This window comes from Furfurilactobacillus curtus (assembly GCF_045862785.1).
Lineage (GTDB): Bacteria > Bacillota > Bacilli > Lactobacillales > Lactobacillaceae > Furfurilactobacillus > Furfurilactobacillus curtus.
Genome location: NZ_BQXO01000003.1, coordinates 293,210 through 307,320 on the forward strand (window position 1 = coordinate 293,210; position 14,111 = coordinate 307,320).

Here is a 14,111-nt window from a genome sequence, read left to right on the forward strand (position 1 = left end):
GTCCTGCCAAGCAGCGTACTGCTCGACAAGACGTTTTATGTTAAAACTCAGCTAACAATTTCGTTATAGTAAAGGCTACTTATCTTCATAACCACGAGGATGCTTTTGGGTCCATGCCCAGGCTGTCTTAATGATTTCATGAACGTCATCATACTGAGGCTGCCAACCTAAAATGTTCCGAGCATCCGCTGAATCGGCAACTAAGGAATCCGGATCCCCAGACCGCCGTGGGCCAATCTTGGCAGGAATCTCACGACCGGTAACATCGCGCGCTGCCTCAACCATTTGTTTAACCGAAAAACCAGTAGATGAACCTAAGTTAAAGGCACGGCTCTCATTACCTTCTGCCAAATATTGGAGTGCTAAGATGTGCGCGTCAGCCAAATCAAAGACATGAACATAGTCGCGAACATTCGTACCATCAGGTGTATCGTAATCATCACCAAACATATCAATATGATCCCGGTCGCCAAGTGCAGTATGCAAAATAATTGGCAATAAATGGGTTTCCGGATGGTGATCTTCTCCGATTGAGCCATCTGGTTTGGCGCCTGCCGCATTGAAATATCGCAAAGCGACCCACTTGATCCCATAAGCCACATCACACCAGTGAATCATGTGTTCCATGATCAGCTTACTTTCACCATAAGGGTTAATTGGTTCCTTACGATCATCTTCATGAATTGGAATTCGTTCAGGCACACCATACGTTGCTGCCGTCGAGGAGAAGACCATCCGTTTAACGCCTTGTTCATGCATCACTTCCAAGAGGGTAATCATGCCATAAACGTTGTTGTCAAAGTACTTGAGCGGGTCTTTCATGGACTCAGGAACGATTGAGAACGCATCCATGTGGATTACACCATCAATATTTTCCTTTGTGAAGACCTCGGTCAAAAAGTCTCGATCACGCGTATCCCCTTCATAAAAATGAGCCGCTGGATTAATAGCTGCCCGATGACCCGTGGACAGATTGTCAATCACAACTACATCGGTTCCTTTTTCAATTAACCGATCAACCATATGTGAACCAACATAACCGGCCCCACCTGCGACTAAAATGGACATTTAATTTTCCTCCCGACATTGAAATAACAACTCTATCTTAGCACACCAAATTATTGACGAAAACGGTTTCTCAAACAGGTTCGTCCACTGTTTCCGCAACAAGCCATGTTAATTCAGCTTCAGCGTACGTCTGATCCTTTGCTTCATCATTCCCCATAATTCGATGTTTAGTGGCAATCGCACCATCAACTATTTGTGGCGTGGTCACAGCACTTGTGATCGTATGCCCATAGCGGACTTCATTCTCAAACCGAATCGTCACATGCTGTAGACGATGATTGGTCAAAAAGTCTTCGCCCAACGGATCGAGTAGCCAATCAAAATAACGAGCATTGTTAACGTGATGGTTAGTATCCAGATCAAAATAGCGAACATGATAGTCATTTGTGATCAAAGTCTCGTCAGTGGTAATCTTCTGAGGCCTTGCCAGACGTGGAATTCGTTTGACATTTGGCGCTTGATAAGGCGCAATAATTGCTTCAGGGATTGCGATCATTTTTCGCGCCATTAAATCCATGACGACATAGACCGCTTTAATATGCACCAATAAGTTGCCATCAATATCGCGCACGAAAAATTGCCGGTTTGCAAAGTATCGATCATTCGAAACAGCTTCTGTTGTAATGCTTAATTGTTCGCGATCCCTTGGCAAACGAATGATTTGCATTTCATACTGGGTAATCACCCAGCCTAGCCCCTGCTTAAGCATTGTTTGAGTGCCGACACCTAATGCTTCTGCCTGATCATAAGAAGCTAGAACAGCCATATCGACCAGCATGGCTAGCGTCACTTGTCCAGTTAAATCTGTTTCATAGTAAGTTACCTGATGAATTTCAGTAAATTGATTTTCCTTGGTCATTAATTATCCTCATTCAGATGGTGATACACAGCGTAAACGGCCTGCTTTTTAAGTTCCCGCGCTTTGGCGACTTGTTTAATGGCCTCATTTGGTTTTAATCCTTGTCCAATCAGCATGTCCACGTGGTCTGTAATGGATAAGCCAAGTAACGGGTCGCTCACTTCATTAGTGATTGGCTGCGGATTTCCACCCAGTAAAATCACAAATTCCCCCCGTGGTTGGTGCTCGGCCAGCCAAACCAGCACTTCGCTAACCGTTCCACGAACAAATTCTTCATATCGCTTCGTTAACTCGCGACATAACACTACTGGTCGTTCGTCACCGACAGCTGCCTGAATAGCCAGGAGCGTTTTTTTCAATCGATGCGGCGCCTCGTATAAAATAATCGTCTCGGAATGCTGTGCTAGCTCAGCCAATTCGTCCGCCTGAGTCGTTGTTTTGCGGTTCAAGAAGCCATAAAAATAAAACGGCTGCGGTGCCAAACCGCTCGCGATTAAGGCCGTCAAACCAGCGTTAGCGCCGGGCAATGGCACCACTGGAATACCACTATCGATCGCAGCAGCCACTAACTTTTCTCCTGGATCGCTAATCGATGGCATTCCTGCATCACTGACCTGAGCAATGTCTTGACCCTGTGAAAGCCAATCGAGTAGCTCTGGAATGCGCTCATTCGTATTGTGCTCATGAAAACTAATTTGCTTCGTATTAATTTCAAAATTATTTAATAATTTTTGTGTATTTCGCGTATCTTCCGCCGCGATTAAGTCGACTTGTTTCAACGTTTCAACCGCGCGAAATGTCATATCCTGTAAATTGCCAATCGGCGTTGGCACCAAGTACAGTGTCCCAACAGAATGAATGCTAAAACTTTGTTGGCTAGTTGCCGTCATAAATCCCTTAATCCCCTAACTCGCCTTATTGGCCCGCTCACGTTCACCATAAATCAGTTCCAAACAAAATGCGCAAGATTCCGTTGCTTCTCGCCGTTGACCATAAAATTCACGACAAACATGAAAGCCAGCTTCATACAATCGTTCCAAATTCCGCAAAGACTTGGATAGTCGCTGTTGTTCATCATGTGTGTCATCTTCTTCATTTAACAATTCACGTAAATGTTGGTTTTCTACCGTTAATTCCGCATTTTCTTCTGAAAGAGCCGTCACTTGTGCTTTTAACGCGGCTAGCTGTCCTAAAATGGCATCCGCCTGTTCTTCTAGATGATCGAAATCACTCAGCATTGATTGTCGCTTGTCCACAAAGATCCCTCCATCAAAATGATTAGTTTACTAGGTGATTGCTTCTGACAGTCGGTCAATAACCTGTAATGTCAACGATTCGGCGATGTTTTGAAAGTTGACGTTCCGTTCAAGAAGCTGTTTTGATTGTAACCCTAAATCAGTTATTTCCAGAAGATTAGTTTCGTTATACTGACTTGCAAGAATTGCTAACTCCTTGTCGTGCTTGGCAAATCGTGGTGTAAATTTTTTATCAGCAACATTAGTCATCAATAAATCGCGAAAACCACTTAGCATCATATCTAACAATAAACGTTGATGCGGCCGGTCCTTAGCTAAGGGGACCAAGGTTGTGCTAACCAAAACGAAGGCATTTAAATCCGGCTTAGCTACCTGACTAAACCATTGCCAGACGCTAGCAACTGCTTGTTGTAACCAATCATCTACTAACCAGTCAGCCACTTCATTGGGATCGTGAGTCAACTGTAAGGTAAGACCAATTAAATCCGCCGGTAGCCCCACTCTACTAAATTGGACGCGCACCTGATCCTCGCTTAAAGGTTGCATTTCGATGACTTGGGTTCGCGAAATAACCGTCGGCAAAACGAGTTGTGGATTTGTGGTCAATAACAATGCTGTCATGTCGCCTGCTGGTTCTTCTAAAAATTTCAACAAGCTGTTCGCCGCGCTAGCTGTCATCGTCTCAGTCCCCGCAACAATAAATACTTTACGGCTACCCTCAACACCACTCTTTGAAAATTCGGCTTTAAGAAAGCGTACTTGGTCAACCTTGATCGCATTGCCATCCGGCTCAACAATCACGACATCCGGATGTTCATGAGCCGTGATCCGCTGACATTCTTCACAAACACCACAAGGTTCACCATCTTGGACATTAATACAAAAAAGTCGCATTGCAATCCACATGGCCAATTCGGCTTTACCACTGCCACTTGGTCCAGCAAATAAGTAAGCGTGTGCCAATTCTCGATGTTTAATTACATTTTGAAAATGCTGAACCAGGACGGGTTGTCGCTGTTCAGCATTCTTCAAGACTTCATTTTTAATTTGCATAAGACCTCATCGCAATTTCTAAGGTTTACTATTTAAAACTGTTGGAATGCCTCCACAGGCAAGACAAAGCAAGTCGCTCCACCCACCGTCACTTCGACTGGATACGAGGCCGTCTGGTCCATAGACACATCCATGTTGACAGGTGGTGTCATAAACTGGTCGCGTGTATGAGACGTTTCCTTGATCAAATTCAACACTTCATCAACACGATCATCTTCAATTCCAATTAGAAAAGTTGTGTTACCCGAACGTAAAAAACCACCGGTAGACGATAACTTGGTCGCCCGAATGTTTTGTTCAATGAATTGATTACTCAACCGGTTACTATCTTTGTCCTGCACAATCGCGACAATCATTTTCATAACCACACACTCCTTAGTTTACTGGCTTTATACCTTAACTAAATACTGTTGGGAAACGTTCGGCCAATACTCGTTCTGTTTGGATGACCACCTGATCAAACGGTTGATTTGCATCCACTAAAACGATTCGTTTTGGTTGTGCCTCAACCATCTGCAGAAAAGCATGCCGAACACGTTGATGAAAAGCCAAGGCTTCGTTGTCCAACCGATTCACCTGATCTGCCCGATACTGATGAATCCGTGCCAAACCTACTTCTGATGGAATGTCGAAGTAGATGGTCAAATCTGGTGTCAAACCTTCAGTGGCAAAATGGTTCATTTCTGCGACTGCTACTTCACCGATTTGTCGTCCAGCTCCTTGATAGGCAATGGAACTATCCACATAGCGATCAGAAAAAACAATCTTACCAGCCATTAATGCCGGTCGCACAGTCTGCATCAAATGTTGTCGTCGCGCCGCCGCAAATAATAACGCTTCGGTTCGCGCATCCATTTCAAGGTTGTCTGTATCCATAATAATGGCACGAATCGCTTCAGAAATTTTGTTGCCACCTGGTTCTCGTGTACTTAGTAAACGATCACCTAGTTTAACGACATAATGTTCAATCAGCGCATTCAAAACACTGGTTTTACCGGCCCCGTCTGGCCCCTCAAAAGTAATAAATGCGCTCGTCTCCACTGTTAATCTACTCCATTCTCATAACTTCAATACTGATATTGTACTTTAGATATGAAGACCTGTCTAACCAGAATCAATGTGAGCTGGCAAGCCCTTATTAAGCCACATAAACACAATTCACACTCACCTAAAGCCCCCATTAGCCTAGTTTATAATCACTTAAAGGTGTCATATTATTTCCGCATTTATTTAGCTTTATGCTAGGCTTAATTCAAACTTATAAAATAGCTGTCTATCAGCCATCATTACATGGATGGCTTTCAATTCGGAGAGAATTAATCATGACCAAACAATTGCGAATAAAGCCTCATCTAATCTCACTATTAATGGCAGTCATCTGCCTGACGTTATTTTGTCTTGTTTTTCTAGGCAGTAGTCCATTACGCCGGGGAAATTGGTGGCCTGATACCAACGCAATGCTTACTATCGGTCAAGGCTGGTTAAGTGGGCGGCTACCCTTTAAGGACCTATTTGAACAGCGTGGTCCACTATTGTATCTCTATTACCTTTTGGCCAATGTACTTGCTACACAAGGCTATCTTGGATTATTTGTTATTGAGCTCCTCAATTTAATCGGTATTTGGGTCGTCGAGTTCGCCATTATCCACCTTTATTATCCGACAATTGCAGATTGGAAATCAGCTAGCTTGGCTCTATTGCTGCCTTTTTTATTGGTTGGTTCAACATCATTTGAAACTGGTGGGAGTCCAGAAGAGTTCGCCATTTTTTGGCTACTTCTAAGTCTTTACTATGTTATTTTTTTGCTAAAGCAACAACAGCTATCTTTCAGACAAGCCTTTATAATTGGCGTTAGTGGTGGGATTGTTTTTTGGATTAAATATACGTTAATTGCACCATGGTTCGCATTTGGGATCATCATATTAATTACTTACGCGCAACGTCACCAGACCCGCCAATTGTTATTTCAGCTCGGTTCAATGTTGCTAGGCAGCTTATTAGTTTGCTTTATCGTGTTAATTTATTTCCAGTGGCAGCATGGCTTGTCCCAATTATGGCATATCTATTTTTTAACTAATATCACCGCATATTCAAATACCAGTTCAATTAGTCTTGGTGCTCATTTAATGCTTGTGTTACAAATGATCATTACTGCCATGATTAACCAGCCTCTTATCTTAATTGTAGGAGCCTTGACCTGCATCTTTTTAGCACAGGATCCTAATACACACGCCTTGCTTTTAATCATTAGCTTAACGATGACCTTTAACTTGTTATTAAGTTACTGGTCTTTGCACGGTTATCCTTATATGTTCCTGACGACAGCTGCCATAGGATTATGTTCTTTACCAATTGCGCTTAACAGGCAGCTGCAATCAAAACGTTGGGCGACAGCTGAGCTTTTTGTTTTAGTGACCTTATTTGGCATTGCCCCGTTTGCAACTAACAAAATTGCCATGAGCGCCCCGTTTGTGATGACAAAACAACCATATGCGCCACAAGACTTCGGCAACTACATTAGTCAACATGAGCATCGACCAGCCAGTTTGATTTATTTCAATACACTAGATATTGGCGTTGGTCGGTACACGAAACTTTCACATCAAATTAAATATTTTGAAGAAACTAACTTGAATCCCAAACGTTTTCCTATTCAAAGAGAAAGTCTAAATCATTCAGTTATGACCGCACAAAGTCAATATCTTGTTTACGACCTTGGCTGGTCAGGTTACCGAACTGACTTGCAGCGCCCCACATCGATCGCCCAAATTGATCGACAAATTCCACGCTCGATTTTACAACATTATCATATCGTAAACATTAGCAAAACGTTGCCAATTCAAAATAACGGATCAGTCGTCGGCGATAAAAAAAACAGGATTTTCATCCTGCTTAAAAAATAGCGTTCCACTGTACTACCATCGTCTGGGCATAAAGAAATTGGGTTATTCCAGCGTTAATTTGATTTAGTCTAGTGGTTCAACAATAACCAGCGGTCTAACCAAGGAATTTTATGGATGATCATCGCGATTAAGTAACCACCAGCCAATAGAATCAGCATGTTCAGCAAGGTTTGTTTAGTCAATGATTGTCCTGTCAACCACCCCGTTTTATCAAGTGCAATGCTGATCAGCCGATGACACAAGAAGACACCAAAAGATAATCCAGACAAATAAGCCATTCCTTGATTCAACCATTGATGAGTTGATTGATGCCAACGAGCAGCTAACTGTACAAAAGCCGCCGCACACGGTAACAACAATAAGAATTGGTATGGCATTTCTAATTGGCCACCCGTATATTTTGCATAATCTGTAAATTGAAATTGATACTGAGTCAGCCAAATTGCTACCGCTAAGGTTACACCGCTAATCATCAATAACCACTTTGACCATTGTCGCTGACTGGTTTTGATCAAATAGCCGGCAAAAAAATAAGTCGCGCTGATGCCGCCAAAGTAACTAAGATCTAGTTGAGAAATAGAAAACCCTGGCTTACCAAAAGCATTAAGTAACAGCGTCGCCGTTGGCATGACCATCGTTTGGCTGACGACCAACAAGTAGATCCACCACAGTCCTCTTCGGGGAAAATGATACACGGCTCGAGAGATAAAGGGAACCGCTAGGTAAAGTCCTAGAATGGCTGGCATAAACCAAGCATTCCAAATATAAATTCCCAGCCCATTAGGATTACCACCTTGGCGTGAAAAAAACAGCAAATCTTCCAGCCAGCCCATCAATGTTAACGATCGGTGCAAAACGCCCCACAAAAAGAGTTGATAGATCGAAATCCACAAGACAAAACAAATCGCCATCGGAGCAACTTTATGGCGATAAAACCAGTTAATTGCACTGGTTGTCTCATAATCACGGTCAATCAAAAAATAACCAGATAGCATGAAGAAAATAGGTACGCCGAGGTGACCAATGCTGACAAAAGTTGCATTAATGATCTGCCCACCCACTGACAATGTATTTGGATGCGTGTTAGCAGGAATCGCGTGACTTAACAAGACCAAGAAAATGGCAATCACGCGGATTAAATCTAGACCAACAATTCTTTTAGAGACTTTTGTTCGATCAATCTGTTCCATTTTGATTTGGCCTCCGATACTGACAAATTAGGCTAGCCAGTAGCCCAATAAACACTAGCGTGTTAATAATGCCGCCAAGACGAATCAAACGGTAACATAGAACCAGGTTCATGTTGACATACATTGCAAAATAAAGGAATGCTTCATTAATAAAAATCATACTCGTTAAGCCGGCAAACCAAGCCCATTTTATCGACTGTAACCGCATTGACTCACGATTGCTCATCAACCATAATAACTCAAAAGCTAACATCGGAATTTGGTACCGTTCATGTTGTCCCATGGTGAAAAAGAAGATTGCGCCGGTATAGATAAGCCCAATGACCGACAATGGAATTTCCGGCAAGCGGTGTCGCCACATGCCCCAAAACAAACCAATTAAACCCAAGATGATGAGTACTAAAATTGCTTGACCCACCATGTTATACGTAACTGGGCCAAGGATATGATCCGTGATTAGCAATTGCTTATACCAGACTCGAGCCTTTAACGCTGCGGACCAAAAATTAAACGCATTAACAACGATCCCATCATATTGGTTCGCACCGCCGAGAATAACTTTGAAAGGCAATAACACACTATGCATGTTAATCATGAAAGGCAACCAACTAACAATATTAACGCCGATCACCAAACTGACGTATCCTAATATCAATCGCCTCGGGAGCTGGGTTAGTAAAACAAGTCCGAAAATAGGCACCAAATAAATGAATTGTAATTTGGCTAGGCACCCCACCGAAAACCATAGCGTGGCCACCAAATATTGACGTTGTTGCAGGTAGTAAAAACTAATTACAATCAAAAAAACCAACACCGAATCCATTTGTCCCCAAAAAGCAGCATTGAACCAAATCGCCGGGTTGACCAAAATGAGCACACTTAACCACAAACCATGTAACTTATCCGAACTTTTCCAGTAGACGAAAATAGCCGTCAACCAATGAAAAATCAAGGGAAGTAACTTAATCAGTAGAAACGCCAATGTGGTCCGTAACGGAGATTGGCCTACCAACGCAACGCCAAAATGATGAATTAACTTTCCAAACGGCCACAATAATGTCGGAATAAGCGGTGGATAATTAACTAAATAGGCATTTTGAAATCTAGGGCGATACATACCTGCCCAATTCTTAACAACAACTTGAGACCAAGGAAAATTATATGTAAGTAAATCAAATTTTCCCCAAAACAAACCTGCACACACGAGCTCGATTACAGCGACACAGATCAATAAGACGATAAATACTCGAGTCTCTCGACTGAACTTTTTAGTCACAATTGCACACACCTTCACTAAATCTTTATTCAGGATAGCATAAACTTAAAGTTGCGAGTATTCTTTTTCTGTAGGCTGACTTAGCACAAGGCTTCAACCTAACGTCATTATTTTTAAAGGATAAATTCATGCAACGAAAAGCTGTTCAACTCATCTCAATTATTACTTGGCTTGCCCTAGCGATAATTCTGTTAGTGGCCTTGCTACACCCAATTGACCGCCAGGTTCCGATCCAATGGTTATCACCAACTTGTTTATTAATTGCCAGTTCAACATTAGTCTTTCTACTCTGGGGACTCACTCGGTGGTTAACCCGACATCAAGGGATGATTTTTCGCCTAACCCTACTGACAGGTGGGCTCATATTAGGTCTCCAAATCTGGCTCATGCTTAACGTTGTGGGGTTGGGTTCGCTCGATCCAGCGGCTATTCGACTGCAAGCCGCTGCTTTAGCGACGGGATCACATCATTGGTTTACATATTTCTCTTGGTATCCCAATAATGTTAATATCACTCTAATTTTAGCTGGCTTGATGACTGCCTGTCATGCCACTCATGGCATTGGTTTCGGTATTTTTTTAAACGGTTGGTTATTTGCGCACATTGATCTAACCATTTGGTTATTATGGCGCCTAGCCCGTAAATACTTTGGTGCACTAACTGGCTTACTAATTGTGATTTGTAGTTTTTTGTTTGTCCCATTCTATCTTTACGGATTAGACTTCTATACTGATGCACTTGTTTTACCATATATATTGTTGCTAGCAACTTTCATTAGCAATGCCCGAACAGCCACCGGTCATAAAGTTTGGTGGTTAGTGGCCACCTTAATCACATTTACCTGTGCGTATCTCATTAAAGGCAATACTATCGTGTTCGGTATTGCTGGGCTGATCGCTTGGTTATGCTTCACACACCTAACGCTTAGAAAAGTTGGGCAGGTGCTCTTAATCTCTGTACTTAGCCTAAGTCTACTCATTGGTGGTAGCAAATTATGTCATCACTTAGCTGAACAAACTGGCTATCGGCAGCAAACAGCGCTCACGTTTCCAATGCTATCTTGGACATTAATGGGCCTTAATCCAGCTTCAAAAGGAACTTTTTCACAAACAGATATCAATCAAACGAGTCGCTTAGGTTCATCAACTGCCAACCAAAAAGCCGTTCAAATCGCATTACGCCATCGTATTCAACAGCTTGGCGTTACCGGTTTAATCCATCAGCTATTGACTAAAATTACCACCATGTGGTCGACCGGCACACAAGGTGCCTTATTTTGGCCCGACACCTTTCAAAAAATTCCACAACAATATCTCCATCATGAACGAACAGTTCGGGCGCTCTTAGCCAACGGTACTCAAGTGGTTTACCTCAACCTGTTAATCACTGCCTTAATTGGGATCACTTTAAGTTGGCGTCAGACACCATTCTTAGCTAGTTTATTTCAGCTGTCATTATTAGGCATCTTCTTCCTGCATGTTTTATTCTGGGAGGTCGAATCACGCTACGCTTTCTTGACAAGCCCTTTTTTAATTGCACTTTCTGCCAACGGACTACGCTATATGGCACAGCTAACCTTCCCACAATGGCGGTTAGAACAAAAATACAGCCATTGGCTCGTTGCCTGTGTCGTAGTCGGGCTAGTGATCGCCAATGCTTACATTCCTTTCCATAATCGCTTTGAATCCGTTCCTTCACCAACTACTCAATTAGTGGCACAGCAGGCAATCCCTGGTTATTTTCAAGCTCGCTCGTTGACGCTATCACCTCATCAACAAATTAAAACGCCAGTTCAGCTTAACCATCCTGCTAATCAACTGATTACTAACGATCTTGAAAAATTAGGACCATCTATCTCCGTTTATCTATCTCACGGTCATGATCGTCTTTTAACCAATCGGGAAGAAAAAACGAGTACGATTCGAGCTGGTCAAGCTCAACTTGTCGTTAAAAACCAGACAAATCATTCAATTCAAATTCCAGTAATCAATAGTTCGATCATTCCTCTGGCACCAGACTCAATTAGTGGTCACCCTCATCAATATCTTAAATATGTCATTAATGCAGAATTCCCTCAGCCGCTTTATTCGCGGACAATAGGCTTGCTTATTTACCTCATTACGCTTTTGGCAATTCTCCTTGGTGGCTTCCTCTGGTGGAAAACGATCAAATCCATCGAGTAACTTAATTCGCCTTAAATCAGTCAAACATAAAACGATCATCATTCTTCAAGTTGAAAAATGATGATCGTTTTATGTTTACTTAATTACTGAAATTAAACGTACTCGTTGCAACGCTTAACTATTAATGATAAGTATCCGTTTCAATAATAAACCGCGGGCGCCGCTTAACTTCGGAAAAAATCTTACCAATATATTCACCAATCGTACTCAGACAGATTAACTGGATACCGCCAATTACCCAAATTGAAATCATTAATGACGACCAACCAGCGACGACGTGTCCCATCATTTGTTGGATCAATGAATAAACAAGCAATCCTATCCCAATGATCACAATCATAATACCTAAGTTCATGATCAAACGAATTGGAACGGTGGAGAATGAGGTAATTCCATCAAAAGCAAAGCTTAACATTTTTCGTAACGGATATTTAGAGGTTCCTGCTTGTCGTGGCTGACGCGCATATTCCACTTCCGCACTGGGAAAGCCCACTAACGGGACCATCCCGCGTAGAAACACATTTCGCTCAGGCATGGATAGCAATGCCTGAACCGCTCGCTTTGACATCAGACGAAAATCAGCAGAGTTGGGGATCATTTCTACCCCTAACGCATGCATAACCTGATAAAATTGTCCCGCACTCCACCGCTTAAACCATGTATCTGTTGTTCGTGAACTTCGAACACCGTAAACAATGTCGGCGTTTTCACTTTTAGATACCATCTCAATAATGGCGTGGGGATCATCCTGTAAATCAGCATCAATGGTCACCATCAGATCTGCATCTTGACTGGCAGTTGTTAAACCAGCAAGTAAGGCCCCTTGATGGCCAAAATTACGACTCAGCTTGACTCCCGTCACCAACGGCTGCTGATGATGCTCTGCGTCAATCATTGGCCAGGTAGCATCTTTACTACCATCGTCTACGAATAATAATCGACTCGTGTCATTGACCATCCTATTAACCATTAAATCATTTAAAATCGTTTCTAACACCTGAAATGTTTTTGATAACACAGGTTCTTCGTTGTAACAAGGAACAACAATAACAAGCTTAGGTGTCCTTTTTTCGCTTAGTTCCAGTACTTGTTCTGCCATCTTTAAACTACCTTAGTTTTCATAACTCGTTATGTAAGTAACAACAAGATTAATAATATCACGCTAGCAGATTTGACAGAACCTTAAAAGACAATTTTACATAGTAAACGTCATGCAATTCGTCATTACTAATTAACCGGGCCCAACAAAAATCGAGTCTCAGAAAAAAACAGAATCTAAACTGCACTTCAAATCTAAATAGCCAAAACGCGGGACCATGGGTCTTCTTGTGCGATAAACTCTTCATAATTGTCAGATGAATTATATTATTGCATCTGACAACCACAGAGAGCTTATCGCAGACTGACCCGAGTCCCGCGCTCAACTAAAATTGATTATTTTTGAAACATATCCTCAGTCGAAATGAACTAATGTGTATGCTTCGATTTAAAGGCTACACTAGCTTGTTGCCGATTCATCCACGGTTCTAGACGCCAGTAAACTAACCAGAATGACAAACCAATGATGACACCCTTAATCAAATTGAATGGTACGACGACACTAGTGATCAATGCCATGATATTCGTTGATTGTGGCAATCCGCCAGCTTGGATATAAATCGGAAACATAATCCAACCGTTGAACATTGCCATAACCACGGTCAAGGACACCGTTGCTAACACAATGCCAATCACCACCCGCCATGACTTTTTTAACGAGTGTACGTGCAACATGCCATACAGTGGTAACACATAAGCTAAACTAGCCACAAATGCAATTGAATCGCCAATCACATATAGCGGATTCATCCCCCGGACGAACATGTGAATCAGGACGGCAATCAACGAAATCAACGCCCCATCGCGGGCGCCAAATAAGATTGATCCCAGCATGATCACCAGTAAACTCAAGTCAAGTTGCATATACGGTGCAGCAGGTAAGATTGGAAACTGTAAGAACATCAAAATGGCAGATAACGCACCAAGAATCGCCACGCTAATCGACCGCCGTAAACGAGTACTTCCCATGAAAAAGGCCTCCTGAAAATAAATGAGTTTTGGCCATTTTCAGAGCGTCATAAACAAAAAATCTGCCCACATTTCACTTCAGAAACGCAGACAGAATAGCCCAGTGCACGCACTGCGCCTAATCTTCTTTATACCAGACTTTACTGTCGGTTTCGGAATTACACCGAATCTATCCCAAATGGGAGTCGCGGACTTTTACCGCCGGTCAGGAATTTCACCTCGCCCTGAAGACTAACCATATTAAATTACTCGCTAA

At 42.4% G+C, this 14,111-nt stretch carries 13 protein-coding genes and 1 riboswitch; of the genes, 2 read left to right on the plus strand and 11 right to left on the minus strand.

The window, feature by feature from the left end; all coding sequences use genetic code 11:
* Positions 1-75 precede the first annotated feature (75 nt).
* The 7 genes from galE to tmk form a co-directional block, all read right to left on the minus strand.
* Positions 76-1,068 carry a UDP-glucose 4-epimerase GalE gene (gene galE, locus ACKTR2_RS07195; RefSeq protein WP_407883984.1) on the minus strand — a complete coding sequence of 331 codons (993 nt, stop codon included), beginning with the start codon at positions 1,066-1,068 and terminating at the stop codon, positions 76-78.
* Between the two features lie 70 nt (positions 1,069-1,138).
* Positions 1,139-1,927, minus strand: coding sequence for an acyl-[acyl-carrier-protein] thioesterase (locus tag ACKTR2_RS07200; RefSeq protein ID WP_407883985.1), 789 nt, complete (start codon positions 1,925-1,927; stop codon positions 1,139-1,141).
* Positions 1,927-2,817, minus strand: coding sequence for a 16S rRNA (cytidine(1402)-2'-O)-methyltransferase (rsmI, locus tag ACKTR2_RS07205; RefSeq protein ID WP_407883986.1), 891 nt, complete (start codon positions 2,815-2,817; stop codon positions 1,927-1,929). The genes ACKTR2_RS07200 and rsmI overlap by 1 nt, the downstream gene beginning before the upstream one ends.
* Positions 2,818-2,832: 15 nt before the next feature.
* On the minus strand, positions 2,833-3,183 hold the full coding sequence (locus tag ACKTR2_RS07210) for a DNA replication initiation control protein YabA (protein WP_407883988.1): 351 nt from the start codon (positions 3,181-3,183) through the stop codon (positions 2,833-2,835).
* Between the two features lie 30 nt (positions 3,184-3,213).
* On the minus strand, positions 3,214-4,236 hold the full coding sequence (gene holB / locus ACKTR2_RS07215; protein WP_407883990.1) for a DNA polymerase III subunit delta': 1,023 nt from the start codon (positions 4,234-4,236) through the stop codon (positions 3,214-3,216).
* 32 nt (positions 4,237-4,268) lie between these two features.
* Positions 4,269-4,598 (minus strand): cyclic-di-AMP receptor, encoded by a 330-nt coding sequence (locus ACKTR2_RS07220; RefSeq protein WP_407883992.1) that lies wholly within the window; start codon positions 4,596-4,598, stop codon positions 4,269-4,271.
* 34 nt (positions 4,599-4,632) lie between these two features.
* The gene (tmk, locus tag ACKTR2_RS07225; protein WP_407883994.1) at positions 4,633-5,277 is read right to left on the minus strand and encodes a dTMP kinase; all 645 of its coding nucleotides are present in this window, start codon (positions 5,275-5,277) and stop codon (positions 4,633-4,635) included.
* 281 nt (positions 5,278-5,558) lie between these two features.
* Here tmk and ACKTR2_RS07230 point away from each other — a divergent pair, with 281 nt between their 5' ends.
* Positions 5,559-7,139 carry a hypothetical protein gene (locus tag ACKTR2_RS07230; protein WP_407883996.1) on the plus strand — a complete coding sequence of 527 codons (1,581 nt, stop codon included), beginning with the start codon at positions 5,559-5,561 and terminating at the stop codon, positions 7,137-7,139.
* Between the two features lie 68 nt (positions 7,140-7,207).
* Here the strand turns inward: ACKTR2_RS07230 and ACKTR2_RS07235 are convergent, their stop codons facing one another.
* Positions 7,208-8,329 (minus strand): acyltransferase, encoded by a 1,122-nt coding sequence (locus ACKTR2_RS07235; RefSeq protein WP_407883998.1) that lies wholly within the window; start codon positions 8,327-8,329, stop codon positions 7,208-7,210.
* Positions 8,316-9,605 (minus strand): hypothetical protein, encoded by a 1,290-nt coding sequence (locus tag ACKTR2_RS07240; RefSeq protein ID WP_407884000.1) that lies wholly within the window; start codon positions 9,603-9,605, stop codon positions 8,316-8,318. Before ACKTR2_RS07240 ends, ACKTR2_RS07235 begins: the two co-directional genes overlap by 14 nt.
* A 128-nt stretch (positions 9,606-9,733) precedes the next feature.
* Here ACKTR2_RS07240 and ACKTR2_RS07245 point away from each other — a divergent pair, with 128 nt between their 5' ends.
* Positions 9,734-11,788 carry a glycosyltransferase family 39 protein gene (locus ACKTR2_RS07245; protein ID WP_407884002.1) on the plus strand — a complete coding sequence of 685 codons (2,055 nt, stop codon included), beginning with the start codon at positions 9,734-9,736 and terminating at the stop codon, positions 11,786-11,788.
* 121 nt (positions 11,789-11,909) lie between these two features.
* Here the strand turns inward: ACKTR2_RS07245 and ACKTR2_RS07250 are convergent, their stop codons facing one another.
* On the minus strand, positions 11,910-12,887 hold the full coding sequence (locus ACKTR2_RS07250; protein ID WP_407884004.1) for a glycosyltransferase family 2 protein: 978 nt from the start codon (positions 12,885-12,887) through the stop codon (positions 11,910-11,912).
* A gap of 368 nt (positions 12,888-13,255) precedes the next feature.
* A complete protein-coding gene (locus ACKTR2_RS07255) occupies positions 13,256-13,855 on the minus strand; it encodes an ECF transporter S component (protein ID WP_407884006.1) in 600 nt (199 codons plus the stop codon).
* A gap of 117 nt (positions 13,856-13,972) precedes the next feature.
* A riboswitch (FMN riboswitch) is annotated at positions 13,973-14,091 on the minus strand.
* Positions 14,092-14,111 lie beyond the last annotated feature (20 nt).